We start from the raw sequence: 26,494 nt of genomic DNA on the forward strand, positions 1-26,494 counted from the left end.
AATGGTTACCACTCCTTGCAGTTACAGCAGTTCGATTTTCGCGCGGTTTTTCACATTCTTCATCGCGTTTTTGGTGTCGAATACCGCAACGGCATGTTCTGCCACCATATCGTAATCCACATTGGTGTGTGCGGCAGTAACCACCACCAAATCGTAGCTTGCAATTGTTTTTGCATCAATTGCCGCAATCCCCTTGTGTTTTGCGCCCTTGTATTTGTACTCGGGGATAAACGGGTCGAAATAATCGATCTGCGCGCCTGTTTTGTCAAACTCTTCAATTACACGCAGTGCAGGGCTCTCGCGGTAATCATCGATATCCTGCTTGTAAGCAACACCCAAAATTAAGATTTTCGAGCCGTTGAGCGCCTTTTTAAAGCGGTTGAGGATTTTGCCCGCACGGTCGACACAGTATTCGGGCATACGGTCGTTAATCATCATCGAGCTTTCAATCATCGAGGTGTGAAAGCCGTATTCGCGTGCTTTCCAAGAGAGGTAGTACGGGTCAAGCGGGATGCAGTGACCACCCAAGCCGGGGCCGGGGTAAAACGCCTGAAAGCCATAGGGTTTGGTTTTTGCCGCGTCGATAACCTCCCACACATTGATGCCCATACGGTTGCAGAGGATGGCAATTTCGTTGACGAGCCCGATGTTGATGTTGCGGTAGGTGTTTTCGAGGATTTTTTCCATTTCTGCAACGGCCGGGGAAGAAACCTCTTTTACGTCGCCCTCCAGCACCGCACGGTACATGCGCGAAATGACTTCGACAGCATCTTCGCCAATAGCGCCAACCACTTTGGGAGTGTTTTTTGTTTTATAAATCAGGTTACCCGGGTCGACACGCTCGGGCGAAAAGCCGAGGTAAAAATCCTCGCCGCATTTCAGCCCCGAACCATCTTCGAGCAGTGGCTTGATAAGTTCTTCGGTGGTGCCGGGGTACGTGGTGGATTCGAGCACCACCATGGTGTTTTTGCTGAGGTATTTCGAGATTGCAATCGTGCTGTCGCGCACGTAGCTTATGTCGGGCTGCTGATGGTCATCCAGCGGTGTGGGTACGCAGATGGCGATAAAATCGGCATCCTTTACAAACGAAAAATCGGTGGTAGCCGAGAGCGTTCCTGCCTCCACAATTTCTTTAAGGTCGCTGTCCACCACGTCACCGATGTAGTTGTGCCCCTGGTTTACCAGTCTTACTTTTTCTGCCTGCACGTCAAAACCGATGGTTTTAAAGCCTGCTTTTGCCTTTTCTACCGCCAGCGGCAAACCGACATAGCCCAACCCTACAACGGCTACGACGATGCTTTTTTCGTCTATCTTTTTGATTAATGTGTCTTTTATGCTCATTCTTTTATCTCCTCAACGTTGGATTTTTCATTGAATCTATATTGTTTCAAACAGCCAGAGCAAATCGCTCTGCCGTCAGAAAAATCAAGTTTTTCTCCGCACGCGCACACATAGCCGTGCACCCGTGCAGGGGAACCGTAAACAAGAGCATAGTCGGGCACGGTTTTGGTTACCACACTGCCCGCACCCACAAACGCATACGTGCCGATGTCGTGCCCGCATACGATGGTGGCATTTGCACCGATACTCGCCCCCTGCTTTACGCGGGTTTGGCGGTACTCATTTTTGCGCTCGATAAACGCACGCGGATTGATGACATTAGTAAAAACGCACGACGGGCCGAGAAATACGCCGTCTTCGCACACAACACCGGTGTAAACCGAAACATTGTTTTGTATCTTTACACCGTTGCCCAACTCAACACCGGGCGAAATCACCACGTTTTGCCCGATGTTGCAGTGCTCGCCGATTTTGCACCCGCCCATGATGTGCGAAAAGTGCCAAATCTTTGTGCCTTTGCCGATTTCGCAGCCATCGTCCACATAGCTGGATTCATGCACAAAATAAGCCTTTTCCATCACAGAGCCTCCAGCACAGCCTGAATAATGGTATCCTGCTCTGCTTCTTCGAGGTACGGATGCATCGGAAGCGAGAACGTGCGGTCACAATAGTCCATCGCATTGAGAAAGGTTTCTTGATGGCTTGGCACATTGGCGAACACCGGCAGCGCATGCTGCGGTATGGGGTAATATACCATATTGGGGATTTTCTTTTCGTTTAGGTGTGCCAATACGGCATCGCGTGTGGTACTGTCTTGCGCGAGCAATGCATATTGCGCGTAAACCGAAAGGCAATCGGGCGCGATATAAGGAGTGGTAAAGCTGCTTTCAAACGCCGCATTGTAACGCTGTGCCACTTTTTGGCGGGCGTCACGCTCGTAGGTTTTGAGCGCTTTCAGTTTGGACAGCAGAATTGCCGCCTGTATCGTATCCAAACGAGAGTTCAGCCCGATGCGGACGTTGCTGTATTTGCCTTTGTCCCCTTTGCCGTGTACGCGGATGGACTTGCAAAGCTCCGCAAGTTTATCGTCATTGGTAAACACGGCGCCGCCGTCGCCGTAACAGCCGAGCGGTTTTGCAGGAAAAAACGACGTGGTTGCGCAATCGCCGATGGCACAGGTGGAACGCCCGTGATACAGTGCACCAAAGCTTTGTGCCGCGTCCACAATCAAGGTAAGGTTGTATTTTTTGCAGATTGCCTCAATGGCATCGTAATCGGCAGGGTTGCCGAGAAAATCTACCGCAACCACTGCTTTTGGCTTCAGCTTGCCCTCTGTCAACACCGCCTGAATTTGCCGCTCTAAGCTGACGGGGCAAAGGTTGTAAGTATCGGCTGTAATATCACAAAAAACCGGTGTTGCACCCAGCATACAGGCGGGTTCTACACTGGCAATAAAGGTGATGTCGGGGCAGAATACCGCATCACCTTGCCCGATGTTGTATGCCATAAACAGCATTTGCAGTGCATCGGTGCCGTTTGCACAGGCAATGCAATGCCGCACGCCCGTAAACTCGGCAAGCTCAGCCTCCAGCTGCGCAACCTCAGAACCCATGATAAACTGTCCATGATCAAGAACTTTTTGAATGTTTGCGTCGATTTCACCTTTTAACGCGTGGTACTGTGCCTTTAAATCAATAAACTGCATAGTCGGTTCCTCGCTTTTCTCGTTTTACCGTTAATAATAGGCTCTATTCTTTTATTATACACAAAACCTGCTCGAGTTTTGCTGTTAAAGCAGGGTAATCGTATTCGAGCGCTGTCTGCCTTGCGTTAGCACTCCACCGATTTTGTTTTTCTTTGTCTGCACTGTAAAAATCCATCACCGCATCGGCAATGGCGGCGGCTGTTTGTTGCTTTATCACCACACCACAGTCGCAGCGCTCAATCAAATCGTAGCGGCATACCAAATCCGAAAGAATCGGTTTGCCCGATGCGAGATAATCGAACAGCTTATTTAAACTGCACCCAAACCGCATAATATCGGTTTGTTTTACATGGATTAAGTTGAGGTTGCTTTGGCTTAAAATAAACGGGATGTACTTTTTATCGACGTGCCCCAAAAAGACGATGTTGTCGGCAGAAATCTCGTTTGCATAGCGCTGTAATTCTTCGCGTTCGTTGCCGTCGCCGTAAACCAAAAACTGTATGTTCTCCCCTGCCCGTTCTTTCAGCAGTTTTGCTGCATCCACAAGCGGCTTTAGGTTGTTTACCATACGCACCGAGCCGGTGTATACCACTTTAAAGGTACCGGGGTTCAGCAGTTGGGGGTGTTCCAAACGGCAGTTGTCGCGGTTATGGTCAAATTCCTCGATATCCACACCGTTGTTGACGTGGTACACTTTTTCAAGGTCAATTTCATTCTGCCATCCACGCTGTATAATGTAATCTTTGCCGCCCTCCATCGTAAAAATGATGCGATCGGCTTTTTTGTAAATCCATTTTTCCAACTGCTGCAAAACTATAATAACAGGGTTTTTACGCGAGATGCCCTTGTATTCGATAATGGATTCGGGCCACAGGTCGCGTACCTCTACCACACAAGGCACTTTTTTTTGTTTTGCGATATGAATTGCAGCAAAGGCGGCAAACAAATCGGGCGACGAGGTGTATATCACATCGGGGCGTTCAAATGTATTGCGCAGCCGCCAAAGGTTGAGTGGGAAATCGAGCATATTTTTGATGCGCGAAAACCCGTTTGCATGGTAATCACCCGCGCGCACAAAAGTGTACTCGATGCCGTCGGTGATTTTTTCGCGGTACAGTTCTTTGCCCTCAACCATGTTGATTTTCGTATTGTGAATCATACTCGAGGTAAAGATTCGTACCTTGTGCCCCTTTTTGCCGAGGAATTTCGAAAAGTAGTAGTGACGGGTAAGCCCGCCCAAAGACGGCGGAATAGCATAATGATTTAAAATCCAAATATTCAAAGTGTTGCTCCTTTTAAGAAAAAATCGCCGTTACTGTGTTGATCATTGTTTTTAAATCATTCGCAAATCCAAACTCCAACAAGCTGTGCAGGTTGTACTGCATCTTTTGGGGCAGTATTTGCTCCACATAGGTTTTGTCCGCGTCCTCGGCGTCGGTCAGCAGCTTGTCCTCATCTTTATAGCGAATGCTTGCCTCCGATGTAACCCCCGCGGGCAAAAGCAGTGTTGCAAGCATTTCGTCGGTATACTGCTTTACATAGCGCGGTACTTCGGGGCGTGTGCCCACAAAGCTCATATCCCCCAGCAGGATATTGATCAGTTGGGGCAGTTCATCCAGGCGGAACTTGCGCAGAAAACCGCCGATGCGTGTTACGCGGGCATCGTTTTTGCTGGTAACCTGCGTGCCCAATTTTTCGGCGTTCTGCACCATGGTGCGAAATTTATAGATGCGAAACTCCTTGCCGTAACGGGTAACCCGCACCTGACGGAACATCACCGCCCCGGGTGAATCCAGTTTAATCAGCAGTGCAAGGAGCAGGAATATCGGCAAAAGTACAATCAAAAGAACCAGTGCCACTATAAAATCGAAAACGCGCTTACAGAATAAGCTAACCTTTTTTTTGCTAAGCGCATCGTAGTACGGCTGTACCGCATCGTTTTGCATGCTCTGCGGCAGCCGCTCCCAATCCAAAAGCATCATTCTGTTTACCCCCGCAGGATCTTCTCTACGGTGTCGGTCACGTAGGCAACCTCCTCATCCGTAAGCAGGGTATGCAAAGGCAGAGTGACTTCGTTTTGGTACATCGCAAAGGCGTTGGGGTAATCTTTGATGTCAAAGCCCATTTTTTTGTAAGCGGTATGCATGGGCAGGGGTTTGTAATGCACATTGCAGGCAACGCCAGCCTGTGCCATTTTTATAATGAATTCGTTGCGGTATGCCTCATCTTTGCCAATCAGCCTCATTAAATAGAGGTGGCCGTTACCGCAGGCATCATTGGAGTAGTGCTGCAATACTTCAACAGGCAGCTTTTTCAGCGCCGCGTCGTAACTCTCAACAATTGTGCGGCGGCGTTTGAGGATGGAATCGTAGCGTTCGAGCTGTGCCAAGCCGATTGCCGCCATGATATCCGTCATATTACATTTATAGTAAGGCGCGACGATGTCGTACTCCCATGCGCCAAGCTGTGTTTTTGCCAACGCATCTTTCGATTGGCCGTGCAGAGAAAGCAGCATGAATTCGTGGTACAGCTCTTCGTTATCAATGCCGGGGATGGGCAGCCATGTGACGGCGCCGCCCTCTGCCGTGGTGAGGTTTTTGACTGCATGAAACGAAAAGCTTGAAAAATCGGCGAGCTCACCGCTCATTTTGCTGCCGCGCGACGAACCGAACGAATGCGCCGCATCGGTGGAGATGATAATGCGCCCGAATGCCTCTTGCATTTTATTGGCGGGGCGGAACAGATGCTTTTTGCGCTCGATGATTTCATAAATGCGGGCATAGTCGCAGGGTACACCGCCGATATCCACAGGGATAATCACTTTTGTTTTTTCGGTGATGGCAGCTTCCAGTTTATCGTAATCTATTTCGTAAGAATTGGGCGCAGTGTCTACAAAAATAGGGGTAGCGCCCACATGGCAGATAATACTCGCCGTTGCAGTATAGGTGTAAGCCGAGGTGATGACTTCATCCCCCGCCCCAACGCCGAGGACATGCAGCACCAGTTCGGCTGCCGCAGTTTGCGAATTTAAGCACACCGCTTTGTCGGTATGGCAGTAAGCGGCAATTTCTTTTTCGAATTTTTTTGTCTTTGGGCCGGTCGTTATCCAACCGGAACGAAGCGTATCAATAACCTCTTGTATTTCCTGTTCTCCAATATCCGGAGGTGAAAATTTAATGTTCATGTGCTGACCTCGTTTTCTCCATTTTCTCACTTTATCATTATAAACTATTTTGCATTCTTCGTCTAATAACTTTACCACAGCAACCCTCATTTTTCAATAAAAACTATCCTTTATTTTCTCCATTCTATCTATAATAAAACCAAAACTTACAGCATATTAAACAAATACCAAAATTTATCGGATAAAGTGGCAAAACACGGCACTGACAACCTATTTACCGCGGTTGACATGTCACCTGTTTTTCATTAGACTAGAACTTATAAGGGAATGGAAATGGGAGTGTTTATTTGGATAATGGAAAGCTGATGAGCGAACAGGAACTGATGAATGAAGGTGCCCGCATTGCGGACTTATTTGCAGATGATAACAGTATTCGTATTCAGGCGCTGATTATTAAATACGGCAGAGAAGAAATGACCCAGTATACACTGGATTTCAGCGAGCATCTGACGCGCCTTTCGGAAAGCAACAAAGACCTTGCTATAGACGAGGGCAATGCCAGTGAAGAAGAATACAACCGCTTGGTTGGCAAGATTATGGATGCCACCAAGAGCTACTACCAGTTTGTGGGGCATCTGCCTGAAGATGTACGCCGTTTTTTTCTGTCGCTGTTTGATTCTACCAACCCCGATTCCGAACCACTGGACGATTTGAGCCGTCTGCTGGATGTTGCAGTGCCTCCCATACGACAGATGCTGCCGTCGATTCAGGCAATCCGCCCGAAAAAGTACATTATGCAGATCGATGCTATTACAGGGCAGCTGCCTGCGCTTACCGACAACAATCAGCTCAAAGTGGGCACGCGCGGAAATCAGCCCATCAAAACCACCGTCACACTCGATATCCCCGACCATATGCGCATCGAGGGCGGTACGGTGCTTTCTACCTACGATAAAAGCATCATCAACGGCGTTACTTCCCTGCTCGAAAGCGGCAACTCAGTGTTTTCCATCCCCATGCTTTACCACGCGATGACGGGCAAACAAAACCCCACCGTGGACGAGCAGTTATTTGAAGAAATTAACGGCAAATTAGAAAAAATGCGCCGACTCATGATTAACATCGACCTCACCGAAGAAAACAAGGCACAGTTCATCCCCGGTGCAGACGGCGAAATGATTGAAATTTCGGACATGAAAATTGAGGGGTATCTTCTGCCCCTCAATAAAGTAACGGCGGTGGTTAACGGCAAAAAAACCGAGGTATTTCAGCTGCTCAGCAATCCCCCACTATACACCTATTCTAAGCTGAAGCGGCAGCTTGCCAGTGTGCCTATCTCGCTGCTCAGCGCGCCCATCAACAACAACGCCACCACCATACCGCTGAAAACTTATCTGTTACAGCGCATCGAGCTGATGAAAAATAAGAACAACAGTATCAAATCCAACACCATTTTGTATTCGTCCATCTATTCCGAACTGGGGGATGCGAAGGCGAACAAAACGCGCAAAATGCGCATCCGCACCTACACCACAACGATTTTGGAATACTTTAAAGAACTGGAATACATCAGCGGTTATTCTGAGTATAAATCCGGACGAAGCATTGCCGGCGTTAAAATTGAACTGTAGAGATAAAGGAGCCCCCGCAGTGCAAAATGCAGTGCGGGGGCTCCTTTATGATGTATGTAATACAAAATTAAAACTTTTATGCACTCAGCTTAAAATTCAACTCGGTTACAGTTTCATATTCGGGGACAGTGAATGTAAAGCTTTCAATACAACCGCCACCATTCTCTAAAACATAGAGATTATATTCGCCCTCAGGCATATCGGAAAAATAAACTTTTCCATCCTTATCAATATACCCCTCATAATCAAACTCTTCATCTTGTAAAAAATGTTTTGCACCTATCACATCTGCACGAAGCCATGTTGAAAAAGGTGGTACATTACCCTGTGCATCCAAAACAGTAATTTCTACGTGAGGTTCTGCCTTTTTTAATTCAGCCGCAGTTGTTACATTTTGGAGCATTAAAATTACAGCTTTTTTAGCATTATCGTGGGTAATATGCAAAATTACATCTTCTTCCACAGGAGTAAGTCCGCTTGGTCGTTTCATTTTAATGTGCGCAGAGTATTGGCCATATGTAAATGGCCAATACTCTGCATCAGGCCAATTTAGTTTCGTCTGCCCCAACGCGTTCGTATAAAGAACAGTATCCATAAACATTTTGTCTGTTGATGGTATGGTAATCTTTGCATTGATAACTGGGATGTTGTTTTTATCAACCACCTGTACACAGATTTCCCCAATATCCTTACCAATAACGGACTTATCTACATTGGGGTTTTGCTGCACTTCTTCAGGGTTGCTAATGATAGGGATTTCTTCTACTTTTTCAAGCGATGAATCGGAGGAACATACAGAAAATGATTCTATTCTCGATGAAACGGAAGAATCATTATTTACAGACTCCAGAGTGGAGGTTTCCGTTTTGGGGGCACAACCGGTTAACAATATGAATGCCATCATCCCGCATAAAAATACTTTCATATTCACCATCCTAAGAGTACTTCTTTGAATCTAAAAACAATTTTATAGTCCGCTAATGATTATTTTATAATCTTTGTCAAAAGTAAGTTGCCCAACAGTTTTATCCAATGTGCAATTTTATATCCTATAACATAACCTAATGAGCAAAGTAAAATTTTATCAATATTGAAAAATCCAATTAAAAGAAACACTCTTATAATGAAGATCGTACATAAAGCAAGCAGAAAAATACCATAAGTTGTTACAAATCTTTTTTTAGGAAACAAAAGGTAGTTAAAAAAACCACAAGGTAAGAAACCGATAATTGGACGTATTAGAGTATTACGCAATATCCGTATAGGATACGTATGATCATAAACGCTATTTAACAACTTACTAATACTTTTCATTGGAAATAAGTTGAATAGCTGTAGATAGCTGCGATTAGGTTGACCGTCCAAAATTGAATTGTCGAAATAATCGTATAAAATACGGTGCTCTAAATTTTTTATAATAAATAGTGCAATAAGCACTACAATAATATAGATTAGAAAGAGCGCCCACAATATTTTGGTATATTTTTGGTGTTTTTCATTTGTAATTGTATTCATACTTCACATCCTTTAAGATAAACACTTTAGCCATGGGAAAACCAACTTATCGAAGTTTCCCCATGGCTTAATAACGTTTATATATTAAGTGAGGTGTAGTTTATAGAACCTTATCGATACCGACAACTTCTCCATAACCTTCGCAATAATACGGGAGGTCCAATACGAAGTAGTATTCTTCCCCTATTTTTAGATTAGAAAACGTATATCCATATTCTTTTCCATCTGTTTTCCAACTGATTTTTTTACCAAAAAGGCCACAGCCTTTTCCATATAGTCTTAGATAAGCTTTTTTGTCAGGTAAATCAGATGTATTATTAATAGTCATATTAATACGCGGAGAAGATGTATTCAGCGTAAACTTGTCTGATTGTATATAACAATTAGGGTAATCAGAAGAGGGTGAAGAATATTCAAACTCGAATGTTCCATCACTATTCATTCTTGGCGAAATTTTATTGAGTGAAGCTTCCCCTTCTTCCTGTTCTGATAAACTTAATGTATCTCCTTCAGTAATATGCATTTTAATTTCAGTTGCAAATGTAATAGAGCTAAAAGTAAACAAAGTTACCGTTGCTAGCAAAACACTTAAAAACTTTTTCATTTGATTTGTCTCCTATTCTCTTCATTTTCGTTAGTTACTTATAGATTTTACCCACATTGGTATCACCCCTTATTCATATTTTTACGAGCGTACATATAGGTAACCTTTATTACAGGACAAATATTACACTTTTTCCAGAAATGTTTTATTTTTGTGTGGATGCTCATATTATTTGCTGCACTTTAGGCAAATGGTACAAGCAATGAAGCAAACAAAGTGTAGAAAAAACTCCACACCTACACCACAACGATATTGGAATATTTTAAAGAGCTGGAATACATAAGCGGTTATTCCGAGTATAAATCAGAAAGAAGCATTGCCGGCGTTAAAATTGAACTGTAGAGATAAAGGAGCCCCCGCACTGCATTTTGCACTGCGGGGGTGTTTAATTACATGTTAAAATTTGAATTTAACAATCATTCTTACAAGTAGAACAAAAATGAATAAGAACGAATATACCGCGAAATGATGATGTTATAAGAATTGTTCAAACCGAGTTTCTATCAAAGGCTGCTCAGGGTGTCGCTTATTATACTGCTTCCAAATTGCAGTCATCAACCCATACGGCAGATAGGCGATTAGGATATAAAGCAAGGACTGTTTGGGTGTAAAATCAAAAAATGCGGGAGATATGAAAGCAATCGGAGAATATATATAACTTATGACCCAATATGCTGCAATCAAAAAAAATTCTCAATTATTATTTTTTCCTTATGGATAAGTAAAATACAGTATAAACGTATAGTAAAACGTTAGGCAGCAAGAAACAGGATTTCGAATCTTTTTATTCACTTTGTTTTGTTTGTATAAAAGATAAAATCTTATCTTCTGAATTCAAAACAATAGAATAGAGTTTTTCGCCATTTCCATATTCTCTCAGACCGCACGTGCCTAAAATGTTATCTTTGTCCTCAAAATCAACTTCTAATTTAATAGAATTATCAAGTTTTTCAGAGGTATATGTTCCGGACAAATCTTCACCATTCGTCAAGTCTTTCAATGTAACCGTACCATCTTTACTAAAAGAAAGTCGCATATCTCGCACATCCTCGGCGAGATTAGTTTGTTCTAAATTTGTTACCAAAATATTACCATCTAAATCACTGATGAATTCCATTTTCCATTGGTTTTCGATTAAGATGTCATTGTGTTCTGCTGAATTGCACCCAGTACAAATAATGTTAAATGTAAGCAGAAATATTAATAAGATTATTTTTTTGAGCATTCGTTTTACCCTTGATTTTAGGAGAGTATTAAAATACTCTCCTAAAATATACTTTCTCTCTAAATTAGATTATTAAGGTATTGTTACTGGATATGAAATTGCAAATGCTCCACCTCCGGCTAATGCATTGCTAGCTGTAGCGACACCTGATACAGATACAGTACCTTTATCGCCCTTATTTCCTTTAACACCAGTATCCACATCAGATTCTATCGTAGATTCTTCATTAGCTGTTTCAAAAAATGAAGTTGTGTCTGCATCATTGTTCAGGTCAACCGTCACAGTTCCGCTCATTGAAGTAAATTTAGGTTTAGGAAAATCAAAAAAAGGAACATACAACTTTACTTTTACTTGAATGCCATTATCTTTATCATATGTAGCATATGAATTTATACGAACATTAGCTACCGCTGCCAATGTATGTGGCATAGACTCATTAGAATTTAAACAATCGCTTAAAAGACCGTCGAACTCACCTATTACAACTGGGCTAGACTTAGTACTGTTATCAACAGCAAATACATTCATTGTACCTAAAGAGATTACCAAGGCCAGTAATGCTACAATCGCAGTAATTCTTTTAAAATAAATGTTTTTCATAAATTTATCCTCCTTAGATTTAATAAGTACATCTTTTGCTCAATGCACGAATTAAAGTAACCATTGGTATCACCCTCTTGTCCTTTCTTTTATACGTGTACATATAGGTAACCTTTATTACATAGCAAACATTACACATTTTTCTGCTTTTGTATGAATGCACACATTTATTTTTACGACTTGAGCAAATAGTACAAAATATATTGATGTACTTACTTTTTCGTCCTCCATAATAGAATACAGAAATAAGTTAAAACCGTAACTACCGTGAAAACAACCATCATAGTCCAGGATAAATTATCAATCGATTGCTTATATATTAAACTTTGGAAAGATAAAAACACAATATAAAAAATAAGCAAATTTAATAAAAGCTTCGTCCATTTGATAATTTTTTTTGCAGCCTTTCTTATACGTTATGGGCGGTTTGTTAATTATGCAATCTCTTTAAGCAACTGGCGCAGCTGGTTACTTTCTTTAATAGGAATACTCCAAATCTCATCTTGCACGATGGTATCACCATTATCATCTGTTATACTAGTTCTTTCTTTATTTTGCAAAATTGCGGTACTTTCCTCACCGAAATAAAGCCAAAGGAAATAAGATTTTGTTTCAGCTCCCTGTCTTATGTTTACCGAATAATTACTTTCGGCTATATGCAATGTATGATATTCTCTATCTTTTTTGTTGAGGATATTAATTACCTCTTGCGCGACGCTAGGGTCTGCGGTCTCCCAACAAAGTTTATCTTTTGTGGTTGTAATTTGAACTAAATACTCCTTTACTTCATCATTTTTATTTTTGGGGGATGTTGCAAAATCGTCTATAGTGGATAACTGCCCCTCCATAGCAGAAGAAAGTTTAGCTAACTCGTCTAAATTAGTAGGTTGAGATGAATCAGAAGATGAAGTTTGAACAGGTTCAACAAAGCTATTTATATCAGATGATGAATTTTGATTTGTTAAATTAAGAGCACTAGAAGGAACTTTTTGCGTTGCTCCGCAAGCAGTCAATAAGAACGCTGTTGCAATAAGAATTAGTTCTAATTTCTTCATTTATAATCTCCTTATAAACTGTTTGATTCTATAGAGCGGTGTCAAAGTCATCTGTTAAAAAGCAATCCAGTTCTACTATTTCAACATTTCTTTATGCCCTGTAACGTTACTATAAAGAGTAGCGGTATTTTCTTGAGATTGTGCAGGCACACAAACCACTTTACCGGTAGAGGATGCCGCGTACAAGCTTGATTGATGCTCAAAATAGGCAAAAACTATAGCATCAAATTCTCTATAGACATAAAAATCTCCAAAAACTTTGCCGTCTTTGGTTTTAATCATGTTCGATTTTTGACCGTCTAGTTCTAAAAAAGTTTCTTCATCAAAATCAAAAACAGATTTACCTATCTGAATTTTACCAACAAAGCGGTCGACTCCCCCACCCCAGTAGGGAAGAAATTTACCGTCAATGGTTACATCTTCAACAACGCTGCCTTTATCAAAAACGATTGCACGGTATTGTTTATATACAGGGGTATAGGTACTGAAATGGCTGTCTATCTTAACAATCATTGCGAAAATTAATAGGATAGCACAGATAATGGTACCCGCTTTTAACCCTTTCATTCCTTTCATCTTCAGCAGAGCCAAATCCATTTTGCTACCTCCATACGTTACACAGCGAACAGACTTTCAACTTAAAGAGACGTTCGTCCCATAAATGTTGCTTTTAGTCTAGGGTGTAGTGGAAAGGGTCTGTCATGACATGATACGAATTATTATTGTACGACGCAGTGAAACACGGCTGAACAACAACATCTTTCACTTTTGTAACTATGCGGATATTCACTGCATATATTTTAAAAAATTGCAGTTCTTTTTCTGTTTTGGTCGTTGAATAAAACTCTTTTGCATCAGTAGTGGCTGTTTCGTCATAACTCCAACCCACTACTTCCGCAGAAAGGACATTGGGATTATCGGATATGGTTACGCCGAACGACAAAGTGCGTTCATCATGTTCTTGCGGCACCGAAATTCTAAAGTCTACTATCATATCATCGGAAGCGGTATCGAGAAGATCTATAATATTCTCTGAAACAAAGCCATATTTACTTTGCGCATAGTTGGTCGGATGAACGGTATATTCGCCAGTATCATAATTTTCTTGAGCGCCGTCTTGATTAATTGCAATACTTTTAATGACGGTTGGTTCAGCAATAGGCAGGGTACAACTTAAGCTCAACCAAAATTCGCGTTTGCCATCTTCACTGCCTGAAACAAGCCAATTTGCAGAAGAAATACTGATATCATCCCCTTGTTCTGTTTTAATGGAGGGAACTTTGTAAAACTTATTGAGTTTATCTGTAATTTCATCGTTGCTGATAGCCGAAAAGCGGCCGCTGACCTCACCATAAAAGCTTAAATCGGACCACCAGCTGATGTTCCCTCCGCTATCAGGGAACAGATAACCGTTCGCTTGCGTAAAGTTTAGTGTATCAATAGCAAACTTGGGCGCTCCAGAAATAATTTGGTTGTGTGTGCTTTTGTCCTTTTCCGTAGCGGCTGGCGAAGATGCTTGATGATTGTTTGATGATACATTGATACATGAAGCGGCGGATAGCGCCACTAAACAAATTAGCGAAATTGATAACATTTTTGGAATCTGCATAGTGTTTCACCTCCCATAGAAAAAATAGAGCATACTGCAACAGAAAGTGTCTCAAGTTAGAAAACCTTTTTCTTTAGCGGCTTACTATTTTCTGCGTTTTAGCGCTTTAAAGATATCTTTTAATTGTAACGGGTATTTCTTTATTGTTGTGCGAATAACATACAAAGTCATCGGTTGAAAAATTTTCGGCTGAAACAGAGTAAAATACCGTACCCTCCGGGGTGTAAAGGCTTGAAGCTTTCGTCTCGTTCCAATAAACAGAAGCAAGTTGCGGATTGTATGCAAATGCAAAATTGTACCATTTATCATCAATGTAAAAAGACCTTTGACCGATTTGCTCAATTAGTTCGCCTTTTTTTATTCTGTCGCTTTCATTTCTGCTAAACGTCACTTTGCTTTTATTATTTCTGTGAGTCGGTAACGAATGGCAAAGACCTACAAGCCTGTAAACCGACCGCCATCTTTTTAACACAGCGCAATTGATATCCCCGTTGCCATTGTAATAAAAATAAAGCGTATCATTCGGGCTTACCGTTACTTCTTTCAACGGTTTTAGATACTTTAATCCGAGCTGCTTTGTTTGTCCGTATCGGTTTTCAATCAACTCTGTTGGATTACAAGAAATATTGTAAAATATGTAGCCAACAACAATTGCAAACAGCAAAATAAAAGTGAATGTGTAGGTTGTTCTCTTTTTTAGGTTTGTCATAAGAATCTTTCCCATCTAAAATATTACAGGCAATAAAGCAACACACTCGGTTATTCTTTTACATTACATGAAACCGCATAGTCGGAGTGGATTTGCTCGATAAGAAAATCGACCTTTTCTACCCCCACGTTATAGGTAACCGAAACTTCTCGTTGTTTTGAACTGCCAATTCCGAATTTGACAGAATGGTTATCCAAATAATATTTATCGTTCCCTTTATCGTTTACTACGGTTATCAACATAAATGCGGGTGGTTCGCAGTTGTTTGCTTTAATGCAATACACCTCTCTGTTTTCCAGCTTCAAAGCCAGATACAAACGATAATCTCCACCGTTTACATCGTTAGAGCATTTACGTCATCATAGAATTTTATGGGCGCACTATATGCCGATGCTTGCACAGTACACACTACAACCAATAAACTAATGAAAACACCCAAAAGCTTATTCTTCATAGCACATTAAAATAGATTTCTCTATTATCCTCCTTGTATTCTACATATGTATTTAGGGTTTGCAAGCGCTGCAGTGACATCCTTTATTACTTATTTATGCAACTTATACCACCTGTGAAATATGACATGTTTTTCGATGATTTGTGCTTTATAACAGTTCCAACTCCGAGAATTGTTTATCCTAACCAATTGTATCTTGACAGCAGCACTTTAAAACGATATGATAGATGCTGAATTGAATATGAATTTATAACAGCAAAAGGGACGCGTAATGCGCCCCTTTTTTGGAGGATAAAACATGGAAGCATTACTTCACCTTGCACAAACCGCCCTGCCTGTGTTTGCTGCAATCGGGCTCGGTTTGGTTTGCCGTAAAGCAAAGCTGCTCAGTTTTGAGGGGCTATCAGGCATCAAATCCATCATATTTAACATCATGCTGCCAACCGTACTCTTCAACTCACTTTATAAAATCGAGTACAATCTCACGATGATTCTTTTAGTGGCAGTAGGTTTTTTCAGCATGGCGCTTGCTTTGGGTGCGGGCGTTTTAGTACATAAGCTGCTGCGATGCGAATACAAAGCCATGCCTTTTTTGCTTTCATGTGCCGAGGCAGGCTCCATTGGATATCCGCTTTTTATTTTGCTGGCAGGCAAAGACCAGCTGCACCATCTGGTTACCGTTGATATTGGACATGGCTTATTTATTTTTACTGCCTACACCGCACTGATACAAATTGTAGCTGGCGGCGGAAAAACCACACCCAAGCAAATGGCACTCAACTTTTTCAAAAATAAAGTCATTATCGGCATGCTGTTGGGGATTATAGTCGGTATCACCGGCTTGGGCAGCATCATTGCCGACAGTGCAGCAGGCAGTATTCTAACAGATACCCTAGAATTTGTAACAGCACCTACCGGAATGCTGATTATGCTAACGGTTGGCTATGAGTTTTCGATGGATAGAAAACTGGTAAAGCCCGTACTAACCACGGTGGCATTGCGCATTGTGATCATGGGCACGCTTCTGGCAGCATTTTCGGCACTGGTGTTTTGGCTGATACCGTTTAATAAAAACTTGTTCTTGGCTTTGTGTCTGTTCTTTGCGCTGCCTGCTTCATTTGCAACCCCCATTTTAGCAGATGAACTGCGGGAGGGCGATTACATCTCCACAACCCTTTCGGTACAGGTTTTAGTCACACTGGCGGTGTTTGTTGCGCTCACCACCTATAATGCGGTTTAGTTCGGGGAATGAATGGAGAAAATGACACTCCCCTTTTCTGTTTTATCGGATACTATCAATTTGAACTTGTTGTACTTTATGTTCCCGCAGCTTTTTTACCAAGATTAGAACGATAAGATAAACAAAGAAAGCTGCCCAAATAAAATAGCTCGCATCGTGTGTCATTTGTCCGCCGTTAATCACTTGAAATGTTTTTTCTGAAGCAGCGCGCAGAACTCGAACCGTGTTGAGTATCGCAAACAAAAAACTGATGATCATGTAGCTTAAAAAATGAGACAGATGATTGTCTTTCGTAACAAAGTATGCCCCCTTAAGGATTGCATACGTAAAGAAAAATATAAGCGGAAGACAAATCAGTACGGTTGCTTCTACCACAGGAGTCTCCCAAATCGCATATTGTATCTTTAATATACCATTTAAAGCAATGATAAATAAAGTAAAAATCAAGGTTTTTACGGCAATCCGGCATCTCTGCTTATCCTTATACACATCTGTTTTTGTCATAGTCCTTGTGTCCTCCCTAGTAAGATTTAAAATTCCTTCAAAAGATACTGGTGCATCCATAAAAGTAACCGAAACGATATTCATAATATTACATCTATTTTTTAACTTTGGTACTTAGCACATATTTGCATTTTAAACTTGTTACTATTGAACAAAGAAATAATAATGAAAACGACACCCTCTACCGCAATCGTGCTGTAGAGGGTGTCGTTTTGTTATTCTGTGAATAAGAACAATACATTCTTGCACAGTCTTTTCTGTGGAATTTCAATATAAAAAACAATGTTTTATGTGATTAAAGTAGAAACATACATTTTTCTGTAAGAATAGACATTAAAAAAAGTTACCTTATTAGAATAACAATTTAATGGAGGAAATTTTAATGAAGTACAAAACAATCTTACTGTTATCAGTCGTTTTCATATTCGTTGGTTGCTCCAACCATGCGGTAAAACTCGAAAAACATGTAGAATTAACCGATGATAGCTATCTGCGTACAGTGATAGAAACAATCGCGAAAAATCCAAGATTTATCGGCAGTGAAAACGAAAAGCAGGTCGCTGCATTTATCGCCGATGAATTGCAAGATATGGGCTACGATATTACATATCAGCAATTTAAATTTCAACTGCCGTCCAAAGAAAACAATCTATTTCTTATCGAAGATGAAGATTACTTTACATCTGCTATCCATTTTAAAGGCAAAGCCGATGGAAAAAGCCAAAATATTATTGGTGCTAAGGCAGAAACAAAGCGGAAGAAAACATTAATCATAAGTGTCAATTACGATAGTGTGGATGGTTCTTGCGGTGCTAATTATAACGGTTCAGGTACTGCGGTGGCTCTGCAATTGGCGCAATTATTTCAAGAGATTGATTTACCATTTCAATTAAAATTTGTGTTTTTCACCGGTGAATCAGAACAGATGCTTGGTTCGAGATATTATGTCGGGTTCTTAAATGAAAAAGAGGTTCAGAATATAATTGGCAATATATCTGTAAACTTGGTTTCCTACGACACTTTAGACGATTTATGCATTCTTACAGGAAAAATGGCAGATGACCGTAAATCCGGTGTGAAAAACAAAATGTCAAACTTGTTTCCCGAGCATATGCGTATCGTACCCAATCGTTTTAGTGACCATTACTCGTTTTTTATGAAGGATATTGATTCCATCAGTCTTACTCAAAACTTTTTGAAAAGTACGGATGTTATACATGGTAAAGATGATTCCATATCAAAGATTAATTACGAAAGCCTTTGTAATGTAACCAATATGATTGTCGAGGCTATTTATCATTTAGAGGAAGAATCGTAAGCAAATTAACCACAATATCTATAATTAAGGTGATGTTATGAAAAACGCATGCTTTTCTTTTTTATCCATCCTTTTGGCACTTACCCTTTTTACCGCATGCAGCACACCAGACATTGTTGCTGAATTTGGTGAATCACTGCAAATTGAACGTCCCGATTCGAATAAAAATAATGATACGTCTGCATCTAAAGGTCAACCCCAAACGAATGAGGAGATTTCCAATTCTAAAGCAATTGTGCAATCGCTCGGCTCACTTCTGGCTCAAAATTGGGATACACCTAAAATATTAACTTCCACAGATATCGTAATGTGGTATGCAGAACATCTAAAAGAACAGCATCCCGAGGAAGAATTATATCTGTCGCGATATGCTGTAGATGGCAAAGAGGGCTTTCGCTTTCCGCAGGAGGAGCTCGAATACACGACAGAGCAGTATTTCGGCATAAAACCGGAACAACTGCAAACAGATAAAACAATTTACAATCTGCAGGGGCAAGTATACATTACGCCTACTGCAATAGGCAATTTACCAGAAAAACAGATAGAGATTACCGAAGTGGAAGAAAGCCACCTTATAACAATTCATTTCAATCTCACAATTGAGGGTGCACCTCATCCAGAAACGAAAGCACTAACAGTGAAACCAGGTAATCCGGTTCAGTATTTATCACTCAAAACAACAAATCATGATGAGTGTACCGATTAATACGTATTATCGAAAGAGGTAATATTATTGAAAAAGAATAAAGTTCTAACAATCATGTTATTTGCGCTGTTATTGTTGAACATCTGTCAAACTGATTATGCACAAAACCTTGGTACATCTGTTTCGCTATATTTATTTAAAGATGATATCCCCATTATCTCTAATTCTGCAGAAGAAAGCTGCACAAGTAATGAGATACTGTCAGAGTATTCTCCCCCGCAAATGATTGGCGTTACCAAAACAGAGGTGGATTTTCTATCCCCCGAACATTGGGCACTGTTAGAGAAAGGGACGGAGTATATCCAGCCATTCGAACTCAGTTCCGGATATTTTTGTGATGATGACTTTCAGGAAGGAGCAAACCCTCCGCAAAAGGAAATCAATGGTTTAATCTACCATAAGTATACTGGGAAACGATACAAAGGGTGGGACGATTTTTACAACGATATGCTCACTGTATTCACCGAAGAATATTTTAAACAGCTGAATTCAAAAGACTATGGGCAATTTGGCAAAGCAGATACCTATATCAGTTTTAATGGGGACTTATACTATAGAAGTGGAGATCGAGGCGCAAATCCCACCTACCAATCCAATCTGGACCGCTATGAGCTGGTACAAGCAAACGACCAAAGAATCGAGCTCAATTTAGTTACATACTATCTCTCGCCTGACGATGTTGGGACAGATGGTGCCGAGCCCGAAAGCATTAAACGCTGCCTCATCATTTTAGAAAACACACCAAGCGGTTGGAGAATAGCAAAAATGACACTGGCGTATTAGAACGATTGCTGAATACAGTGCATTTCGCAAGAGGAATCACACAAAAGGGTACCCCACCATAAGTAATAGTAGGATACCCTTTATCATTACTGAAAAGTTAGAGGCAAGGCAATCCGTTTACAGTAATTTGCATTGTATTGAATTGTACAAGATTGTTTTTCAGGGTCTGAAATCTTACGTCTCAAAACATCCAAGGGGTTTCGTGTTGTTCGATCCGAAGATTTAGTGGTATCTCTTGTCCCTGCCCTCAAACCGCCGGAAGCAGATGCAATGGTAGGGGTATAATTCCAGTATTGAACATCCGTGTCAACTTCTACATGCAGATGATAACTCCCCGGTTTCACATACGGCCCGGTATCACCGTACCGACCGATTTTAGTATGAATGTTAACCGCCTGCCCTTTTGCAACATTTATTTTTTCCAAGTGAAAATACCGTACAATTAAATCGCCGTAACCACATACGTTAGTATATTTTACAGCAACCCATTTGCCTACCGTTTCTTTGGAATTGGTGCCAATGCCAAGAACAACGCCATTACCACTGGCAAAAAACTCTCGTTCGTTTTTTGTACTGGAATATCCAATAAGATCTACTCCATAGTGAACCGAACCTGCCCTAAGCAGGTAATAATTCGGCGCTTCTTTTTTATAACAGCAAGTAACAGTACAGTTGTTAAGGGGCAATGCTAAATATTGCGCCATCACGTAATCTCCCTTATACATATTTTTTGCGAATCCCTGTCATGATTAATACTATTCAAAACCGATTGTATTTGTTTCTGTATCAGCACTGACAATGCAAATTAAAAGAGAAAAAAAAGCCCCTTATGAGTAAACCAAACCATTCTAATTGCTGTACTGGTAAAAGAAATTCTCTGATGTTTGTCCATTTGGGAACATTGCAGACCTAACTCAAATTTGCACACCAAAATTTATATTAAATATTTATTAGGAGGTACTATCGTGTTTCGTAAAGGATTAGTTATTATTCCGCTTATATGCATGCTCATTTTTTCAGCCTGCACAGCAGACAATCCGCAAACCCCCGTCTCAAGCGAGCAACAACCTGAGGTTGCTATCTCAGAAGAACAGATTACCAACAATATCAGCGCTTATTATAAGTATTTACGATTTGCAAGTGAGACCAGTATAACAGCGCTCAACTGGAATAACCCTTCGGAAATTCCACAGGATAGATTGATACACTTTTTTTCAGTTAAAACCAATCTCGCCATACTTTCTACCGATGCAACCATGATAACTATTCCCGCATCAATTGTAGAACGTTACATACAGCAGCACTTTGACGTGGAAAGCGATTATTTAAAACAATCAGAGTACTACAATGCGCAATCGAATGACTATTCCATTCCTATGCATTCCAGTGGGGCTGCCAGCGTAAAGGCTGTTGACGTAGATAAAAAAGATAACATCGTTACAATTACATACGAATACTACTCCCCGGCAGATGAAGTCACCGTAATTAGAACCGGTACGTTGACGGTACAAACAGACAACGCAGATTTTCAATATTTAAGCAATAAATCGAAAGAGGTTGTAGGCTAGTTCGTTGATGGAAATTGCTTTAAATGGCTGCTAATTATTAAAAACAATCACTTAATCAGTTATTAGTTAACTATAAAAAACAATAAAGTCTTTAGGAGGTACTATCGTGTTTCGTAAAAAATTAGTTATGATTCCCTTTGTGTGTATGCTCATCTTTTCAGCCTGCACGGCAAACAATCTGCAAGGGCTTGCGTCTAGAAACAGCGAATCACCGCAGCAAATGTCTAATTATGAGATACGATGTCTTGCAAACGACTTGATTTTTAAAGCGGACCGTATTTTTTATTTATTTTATGAAGCGAACGGACTAGAGCTTACCTTTGAAAACACAACCCAAATAACATTTGATAATGGGGTTACAATATGGGAGACATCAAAAGATTGTGCGACTATGAAAGAACTTAAAGGGTTAGCTTCAGATGTTTTTTGTAAACGTTTTTGTAAAGAAATGTTTGATATTACCATCAACACTGATAACCCCAAATTTAAAGAGATAAATGGTACTCTTTATGAAAATACAGCTGTTGGCGGGATGGGTGGTTTTTCTCGATTACTTACAAATTCTATGCAAATAATTAGTTCGACTGATCAGAAAATAGAAATCGAACTAATTGATGATATGCCACCGTTTCGCGGTAAAAATATGAGGAGATTGGTGAAAGCAACGTTAATTTTAGAAAATGGAAAGTGGGTCGTTGAATCTTACCCTTTTTAAAAAACTGCACCGTGACTAAAAAGTCACGGTGCAACAAACTATTCGCGTTCGCGTACGGTTCTATAACCGCTCCATGTACAGCTAAAATCATTATTATCATAAGCTTCTTGAAGTGTTACATAGCCCTGCCATGGGTCCATTACATAGACATCTTCTGCTGTATCAAAGTTATTCAATACATGGTACGCAACCACATAATGATAACCAAAACTTGTCTTAAGTTGAACAATGACTGGATGTTTATTTTCTTCAATTTCTTCGTATAATTTTTTAAATCCTGTTTTCTCACTAACTTTTTTAGTTTGCGAAATATTACAATAAACACTCCAATTATTAATAAAAGGTGAAGTTTTTGTTGCTGCGCCGTCCTCAATAGCTTGTTCGGGTGTAATACTAAAATCATTAAGTTCAATGCAAGATGCTGCTGCTAATGAACATAAAGCGCAGACATTCTTACCGTATTTTTCTCCATAGTCTTCGGATAAGTCTCTTTGCAAATAAAGTGGACATTTCATAATAATTTCTCCTTTTCATATTTATAATTTTAGGAGGTATTATCGTGTTTCGTAAAAAATTACTTATCGTTCCCCTTGTGTGTATATCTATTCTTTTGGTGCTTAGATTACTTACCGCATGCGCTACATCAAAATTTACGTCCGATACTATAGAAAGATCATCAGCGCTGTCGCAGGATGATTCATCAATAGAAGAAAGTTCAGGTATTCAAGATACAAACACAAATCAGATGGAAAGTGAAAATTTAGCAAAAAATTATAAAGACTTTGAAAAACACGTGGAACCATTTTCCTACTCCATAGGTCAGAAATCTTGGGATGATGCAGAAGAAATTGAGCCTGATGCCTTGGCTGAATATTATATTTACCTCGGATCAACCGATGAAGTTACTTTTTCATCCGCTTATCCAAAAGATAAGGAATTTAACAACCCCTTAATTCCCGCCGATGTGCTAGAAAAAGGGGTACAGAAACACTTTGATGTATCCGCCGAGCATATACGAAAATCACAGTATTACGATGCTGAAAACAACACTTACTGGACGGGCGGAATTGGCACTACAGTGGACATTTATGTTGTAGACACGGAACAAAATGGAGATTTGCGAACGATTGAATTTGAAGCTAGAATTGAAAGTACAGACTATAACGCAAGTTGGGATGGAACAATTGTTGTACAGTTGACAGAGTACAATAATTACAAGTTCATTTCCTATGAAAGGAATAACTTCAAAGAACAGAACCCATAAGCATAGTGATGATGCTACTTTTAAGTGAGGTTGTTGATTCATTAGGAGGTACTACCTTGTTTGGTAAAAAATTAGTTATGATTTTCCTTGTGTGCATATCTATTTTTTTGGCTGTTGGAATCCTCACCGCCTGCACAACATCTAAATCGACACCCAATATTGCAACTGAATCCTTTGAAGTAGCGCAAGATGAAGTGCCAAATACAATCGAAAAAGAGCAAACATATACTGAGCCTAAATCAGATAGAAGCGATATATCTGCAACATCAAAAGAAAGATCTGGATTAAGTAACGTACTGGAGTTTTTCGAACAAACAAATAATGAAGAATTATGCAATTTATTTCGTTATGCTGCTGCAATGGGATTGGGCGTTCCATTTGATGAATATCAAGGCTTCAACTCCCCTACTGAAATAGATTCAAATGGTCTTTTGATTTTTTTTCTTCTTGCCGCGAATGAAAAAGATTATTACGACAAAACATCAAACCAGTATATTATATCTATTGAAAAAATCAATCGTTTTTTTAATACTTATTTTGAGGAGTTTACATTTGTTCCTGAAAAAATAGAGCGGTTTAAAGACAAGTATGATGCAAACAAACAAGAGTTCCATTTAAGCGTTTTCAGCCCTATGGCGGGTCCTATTAATGTCGATATTAACGATAAAATCGATAATAAAGATGAAACAGCGACCATTAACGCAACCTATGAATTTGATAATAAAACATATGCTCAAGCCTCTTTGTTTCTTAGAATTAATAATGGTAAACCTTTATTTCAAAGTTATAAAGTTAATCATAACAAACAGACAGCAGAGGTAGATGAAATGCCAGCTAATAATGAAAAATAAACAAAATATCACCCACACCTCGTTTTATTGACTACAAGAGAAAAATACACTATACTTTCCATATTGTGTGTTTATCGATATAATTTTTAAAGGAGATACTATGAGAAAACTAATTATTGGATGTTTAACAGTTCTTTTCGTGCTTGGCTCGCTTACCGCTTGCAAATCGGCTGAAAATACACCCGATGCTAAAACAAACTCTTTAATGCCACCACAAACGCAAGAATCAAATGATATAATTAGCAAAAACTCTTCATCAACTTCTAACATTTCAAGTATTGAAAATATAAGTAATGAGCAAATTGAAGCTCTTACAGACTATGTTGAGAAATTTATTTATTCTTTTGGGCCAAACAGAGAATACTCTGATGCAGAATTTACCAGCGCCGACCAATTAGACAACCTAGCCATTCTGTATTTTTGCCTTGATAGAATTTATGAGCAAACCAAAGAAAACCAAAGTGAGATTCAAACAGATAATGACGGTTATTATCTTGTACCTGTCAAAAATGTAACAAAAACAGTAGAAAAACTTTTTGGCCTAAAAGATTTTATCTATACGGAGGATTACATTGATGCGGATAAACAGTATTACCGCTATTATCCTGCACACGGGTTTATGATTTTAAATTTCAAAGTGAATCCCCCTAAAAAGATCGAAAATGATGTTCTTTCCTACGTAGTAGATTTTTATGAAGTTGAGGATATTTATCAAACAAATCCTATTGCTCAATTTGAGTATACCTTTTATATAAAATATGATGATAAAAAAGACGATTACTACCTTCAGGTAAAAGAAGGTATGCTGTTAAACAAAGGCACAGATTAGAGCTAAGTGCAGTTGATAAATTTCAACTGCACTTAAAAACATCAAACAATTTAGGTTAAATTTAAATAAGCACTTGGGTCAACAAGGTTACCAGCTTTATATACGCTGGTTCCCCCCAGTGGAAATTCGGAATTTGATACTCTAGTCTCAAAATGCAAATGAACTCCTGTAGAGTTTCCAGTGTTGCCCATGTATCCAATTAGTTGGCCAGCATACACTGAATCACCGACATTTACCAACGCAGGTTGCTTTAAATGCATATATTGTGTACGCAATTGTGAATAGCCATTTCTTACAGGATTATTATGATGAATACGTACGGTATACCCTTCATTTGGATTTGTAGATATGCTTGTATTCTTCATTGAGACAACACCATCCATATAAGCAAATATTTTGTCTCCTTCTACACCTAGAGCTTTAGGCGCAATATCTACACCATCATGTGTATTGCCATATTTTTGATTTATTTTTTTGGACTCAGTCGGCCATCTATAATTTCCGCTAGGTGGAGTAATTCCAGTAAAAGTCCAACGCTGATAGTTACTTGAACTGGAAGCTGCCCAATAAACATTACCAGCGGAGGTTTTTGTTTTGCCACTACTTGTCCCATTTGCATTGCTGTAAGCTGTCAGATACAGAGAGGTGCTTGCAAGTTTAATTTTTACATAGTTGCCGTTGTCTTCAAACACAATTTTTTGGTTGTCATCTTCTGAGGATGATACTGCCCAAATATCTGCATTATTATGATTTGCATTACCAGAAAGGTTGTATCTGTCCAAACAAAATGAGGTATTGGTATTAATAAGCAAGCGATTATTTCTGTAAACCCATTGCTGTTCATTAGTATTGTCTTCTGTATACAGTACAACGTTCATTCCGTTTGAAGCCGATCCAGACGAATATAGATTTAGTCTTCGTGATGGAGCACCAACATTGTTAAATCGATAAGTATTACCTAAAATAGGTTTTGCCATAATAAAAATCTCCTTTATTAATTTTATTCTTTCTGACCGGCCAGTCTAATAGTTAAAGAGCAAAAAACTTGAAATAATTAAGGTCGTTTTAAATTATTTTTTAAACTTTCGTTTTTCATTCTGCCATTCTCCACTTTCGACGCCTTTCGAATCCATACAGGCTGGGT

General features: G+C 39.9%; 30 protein-coding genes. 10 read left to right on the plus strand and 20 right to left on the minus strand.

Annotation, left to right across the window (positions count from 1 at the left end; all coding sequences use genetic code 11):
• Window positions 1-21: 21 nt before the first annotated feature.
• Genes EDD70_RS13915 through EDD70_RS13940 form a run of 6 tightly spaced genes read right to left on the minus strand, consistent with a single transcriptional unit; the run spans window position 22 to window position 6,230 of the window.
• Window positions 22-1,341 (minus strand): nucleotide sugar dehydrogenase, encoded by a 1,320-nt coding sequence (locus EDD70_RS13915; protein WP_341465135.1) that lies wholly within the window; start codon window positions 1,339-1,341, stop codon window positions 22-24.
• Window positions 1,338-1,919, minus strand: coding sequence for an acyltransferase (locus tag EDD70_RS13920; protein ID WP_092756355.1), 582 nt, complete (start codon window positions 1,917-1,919; stop codon window positions 1,338-1,340). Before EDD70_RS13920 ends, EDD70_RS13915 begins: the two co-directional genes overlap by 4 nt.
• Window positions 1,919-3,046, minus strand: coding sequence for a DegT/DnrJ/EryC1/StrS family aminotransferase (locus EDD70_RS13925; protein WP_092756357.1), 1,128 nt, complete (start codon window positions 3,044-3,046; stop codon window positions 1,919-1,921). Before EDD70_RS13925 ends, EDD70_RS13920 begins: the two co-directional genes overlap by 1 nt.
• A 43-nt stretch (window positions 3,047-3,089) precedes the next feature.
• A complete protein-coding gene (locus tag EDD70_RS13930; RefSeq protein WP_092756359.1) occupies window positions 3,090-4,328 on the minus strand; it encodes a glycosyltransferase family 4 protein in 1,239 nt (412 codons plus the stop codon).
• Window positions 4,329-4,341: 13 nt separating this feature from the next.
• Complete coding sequence (locus EDD70_RS13935; RefSeq protein ID WP_092756361.1) at window positions 4,342-5,028, minus strand: sugar transferase; 687 nt, start codon at window positions 5,026-5,028, stop codon at window positions 4,342-4,344.
• A 5-nt stretch (window positions 5,029-5,033) separates the two neighbouring features.
• Window positions 5,034-6,230 (minus strand): DegT/DnrJ/EryC1/StrS family aminotransferase, encoded by a 1,197-nt coding sequence (locus EDD70_RS13940; protein WP_092756363.1) that lies wholly within the window; start codon window positions 6,228-6,230, stop codon window positions 5,034-5,036.
• 287 nt (window positions 6,231-6,517) lie between these two features.
• Here EDD70_RS13940 and EDD70_RS13945 point away from each other — a divergent pair, with 287 nt between their 5' ends.
• Window positions 6,518-7,801, plus strand: coding sequence for a hypothetical protein (locus tag EDD70_RS13945; protein WP_092756365.1), 1,284 nt, complete (start codon window positions 6,518-6,520; stop codon window positions 7,799-7,801).
• Between the two features lie 76 nt (window positions 7,802-7,877).
• Here EDD70_RS13945 and EDD70_RS13950 read toward each other — a convergent pair whose 3' ends face one another.
• The 10 genes from EDD70_RS13950 to EDD70_RS13995 all read right to left on the minus strand — a co-directional run bounded on the left by EDD70_RS13950 (window position 7,878) and on the right by EDD70_RS13995 (window position 15,435).
• The gene (locus tag EDD70_RS13950; RefSeq protein ID WP_092756367.1) at window positions 7,878-8,726 is read right to left on the minus strand and encodes a hypothetical protein; all 849 of its coding nucleotides are present in this window, start codon (window positions 8,724-8,726) and stop codon (window positions 7,878-7,880) included.
• Window positions 8,727-8,785: 59 nt separating this feature from the next.
• Window positions 8,786-9,316 (minus strand): VanZ family protein, encoded by a 531-nt coding sequence (locus tag EDD70_RS15370; RefSeq protein WP_092756369.1) that lies wholly within the window; start codon window positions 9,314-9,316, stop codon window positions 8,786-8,788.
• 100 nt (window positions 9,317-9,416) lie between these two features.
• Window positions 9,417-9,920: a hypothetical protein gene (locus EDD70_RS13960; RefSeq protein WP_092756371.1), complete on the minus strand. Its 504-nt coding sequence runs from the start codon at window positions 9,918-9,920 to the stop codon at window positions 9,417-9,419.
• Window positions 9,921-10,704: 784 nt separating this feature from the next.
• On the minus strand, window positions 10,705-11,145 hold the full coding sequence (locus EDD70_RS13965) for a hypothetical protein (RefSeq protein ID WP_092756373.1): 441 nt from the start codon (window positions 11,143-11,145) through the stop codon (window positions 10,705-10,707).
• Between the two features lie 72 nt (window positions 11,146-11,217).
• Window positions 11,218-11,745, minus strand: a complete 528-nt coding sequence (locus EDD70_RS13970) for a hypothetical protein (RefSeq protein WP_092756375.1) — start codon at window positions 11,743-11,745, stop codon at window positions 11,218-11,220.
• 434 nt (window positions 11,746-12,179) lie between these two features.
• Window positions 12,180-12,800 (minus strand): YhfM domain-containing protein, encoded by a 621-nt coding sequence (locus EDD70_RS13975; RefSeq protein WP_092756377.1) that lies wholly within the window; start codon window positions 12,798-12,800, stop codon window positions 12,180-12,182.
• Between the two features lie 75 nt (window positions 12,801-12,875).
• Window positions 12,876-13,397 carry a hypothetical protein gene (locus EDD70_RS13980; RefSeq protein WP_092756379.1) on the minus strand — a complete coding sequence of 174 codons (522 nt, stop codon included), beginning with the start codon at window positions 13,395-13,397 and terminating at the stop codon, window positions 12,876-12,878.
• A 73-nt stretch (window positions 13,398-13,470) separates the two neighbouring features.
• Window positions 13,471-14,409 (minus strand): hypothetical protein, encoded by a 939-nt coding sequence (locus EDD70_RS13985; RefSeq protein WP_092756381.1) that lies wholly within the window; start codon window positions 14,407-14,409, stop codon window positions 13,471-13,473.
• Between the two features lie 106 nt (window positions 14,410-14,515).
• Complete coding sequence (locus EDD70_RS13990) at window positions 14,516-15,118, minus strand: hypothetical protein (protein WP_092756383.1); 603 nt, start codon at window positions 15,116-15,118, stop codon at window positions 14,516-14,518.
• A 50-nt stretch (window positions 15,119-15,168) separates the two neighbouring features.
• On the minus strand, window positions 15,169-15,435 hold the full coding sequence (locus EDD70_RS13995) for a hypothetical protein (protein ID WP_092756385.1): 267 nt from the start codon (window positions 15,433-15,435) through the stop codon (window positions 15,169-15,171).
• A gap of 435 nt (window positions 15,436-15,870) precedes the next feature.
• On the opposite strand from EDD70_RS13995, the gene EDD70_RS14000 reads away from it, so the two are divergent.
• Complete coding sequence (locus EDD70_RS14000) at window positions 15,871-16,812, plus strand: AEC family transporter (RefSeq protein ID WP_092756387.1); 942 nt, start codon at window positions 15,871-15,873, stop codon at window positions 16,810-16,812.
• A gap of 42 nt (window positions 16,813-16,854) precedes the next feature.
• Here the strand turns inward: EDD70_RS14000 and EDD70_RS14005 are convergent, their stop codons facing one another.
• Complete coding sequence (locus EDD70_RS14005; protein ID WP_123811065.1) at window positions 16,855-17,316, minus strand: hypothetical protein; 462 nt, start codon at window positions 17,314-17,316, stop codon at window positions 16,855-16,857.
• Between the two features lie 382 nt (window positions 17,317-17,698).
• On the opposite strand from EDD70_RS14005, the gene EDD70_RS14010 reads away from it, so the two are divergent.
• From EDD70_RS14010 to EDD70_RS14020, 3 genes are read left to right on the plus strand one after another with little or no spacing between them, the layout of a single operon-like run.
• The gene (locus EDD70_RS14010) at window positions 17,699-18,634 is read left to right on the plus strand and encodes a M28 family peptidase (protein WP_162840942.1); all 936 of its coding nucleotides are present in this window, start codon (window positions 17,699-17,701) and stop codon (window positions 18,632-18,634) included.
• Window positions 18,635-18,671: 37 nt separating this feature from the next.
• Window positions 18,672-19,340: a hypothetical protein gene (locus tag EDD70_RS14015; RefSeq protein WP_092756393.1), complete on the plus strand. Its 669-nt coding sequence runs from the start codon at window positions 18,672-18,674 to the stop codon at window positions 19,338-19,340.
• A 27-nt stretch (window positions 19,341-19,367) separates the two neighbouring features.
• A complete protein-coding gene (locus tag EDD70_RS14020; RefSeq protein ID WP_092756395.1) occupies window positions 19,368-20,123 on the plus strand; it encodes a hypothetical protein in 756 nt (251 codons plus the stop codon).
• 86 nt (window positions 20,124-20,209) lie between these two features.
• Here the strand turns inward: EDD70_RS14020 and EDD70_RS14025 are convergent, their stop codons facing one another.
• A complete protein-coding gene (locus EDD70_RS14025) occupies window positions 20,210-20,827 on the minus strand; it encodes a M23 family metallopeptidase (RefSeq protein ID WP_162840943.1) in 618 nt (205 codons plus the stop codon).
• 261 nt (window positions 20,828-21,088) lie between these two features.
• Between EDD70_RS14025 and EDD70_RS14030 the strand changes: the two genes are divergently transcribed.
• Both EDD70_RS14030 and EDD70_RS14035 read left to right on the plus strand, forming a co-directional pair.
• Entirely contained in the window at window positions 21,089-21,691 is a 603-nt protein-coding gene (locus EDD70_RS14030) for a hypothetical protein (RefSeq protein WP_092756399.1), read from the plus strand.
• Between the two features lie 106 nt (window positions 21,692-21,797).
• Entirely contained in the window at window positions 21,798-22,406 is a 609-nt protein-coding gene (locus tag EDD70_RS14035) for a hypothetical protein (RefSeq protein ID WP_092756401.1), read from the plus strand.
• A 38-nt stretch (window positions 22,407-22,444) separates the two neighbouring features.
• On the opposite strand, the gene EDD70_RS14040 is transcribed toward EDD70_RS14035, so the two are convergent.
• The gene (locus EDD70_RS14040) at window positions 22,445-22,921 is read right to left on the minus strand and encodes a cysteine peptidase family C39 domain-containing protein (RefSeq protein ID WP_092756403.1); all 477 of its coding nucleotides are present in this window, start codon (window positions 22,919-22,921) and stop codon (window positions 22,445-22,447) included.
• A 44-nt stretch (window positions 22,922-22,965) separates the two neighbouring features.
• Here EDD70_RS14040 and EDD70_RS14045 point away from each other — a divergent pair, with 44 nt between their 5' ends.
• From EDD70_RS14045 to EDD70_RS14055, 3 genes are all read left to right on the plus strand, one after another.
• Complete coding sequence (locus EDD70_RS14045; protein WP_092756405.1) at window positions 22,966-23,670, plus strand: hypothetical protein; 705 nt, start codon at window positions 22,966-22,968, stop codon at window positions 23,668-23,670.
• 56 nt (window positions 23,671-23,726) lie between these two features.
• Window positions 23,727-24,521, plus strand: a complete 795-nt coding sequence (locus EDD70_RS14050; RefSeq protein WP_092756407.1) for a hypothetical protein — start codon at window positions 23,727-23,729, stop codon at window positions 24,519-24,521.
• 100 nt (window positions 24,522-24,621) lie between these two features.
• A complete protein-coding gene (locus EDD70_RS14055; RefSeq protein ID WP_092756409.1) occupies window positions 24,622-25,350 on the plus strand; it encodes a hypothetical protein in 729 nt (242 codons plus the stop codon).
• 50 nt (window positions 25,351-25,400) lie between these two features.
• Here EDD70_RS14055 and EDD70_RS15075 read toward each other — a convergent pair whose 3' ends face one another.
• On the minus strand, window positions 25,401-26,327 hold the full coding sequence (locus tag EDD70_RS15075) for a peptidoglycan DD-metalloendopeptidase family protein (protein WP_092756411.1): 927 nt from the start codon (window positions 26,325-26,327) through the stop codon (window positions 25,401-25,403).
• Between the last annotated feature and the right edge of the window lie 167 nt (window positions 26,328-26,494).

Source organism: Hydrogenoanaerobacterium saccharovorans (assembly GCF_003814745.1).
GTDB classification, from domain to species: Bacteria; Bacillota; Clostridia; order Oscillospirales; family Ruminococcaceae; genus Hydrogenoanaerobacterium; species Hydrogenoanaerobacterium saccharovorans.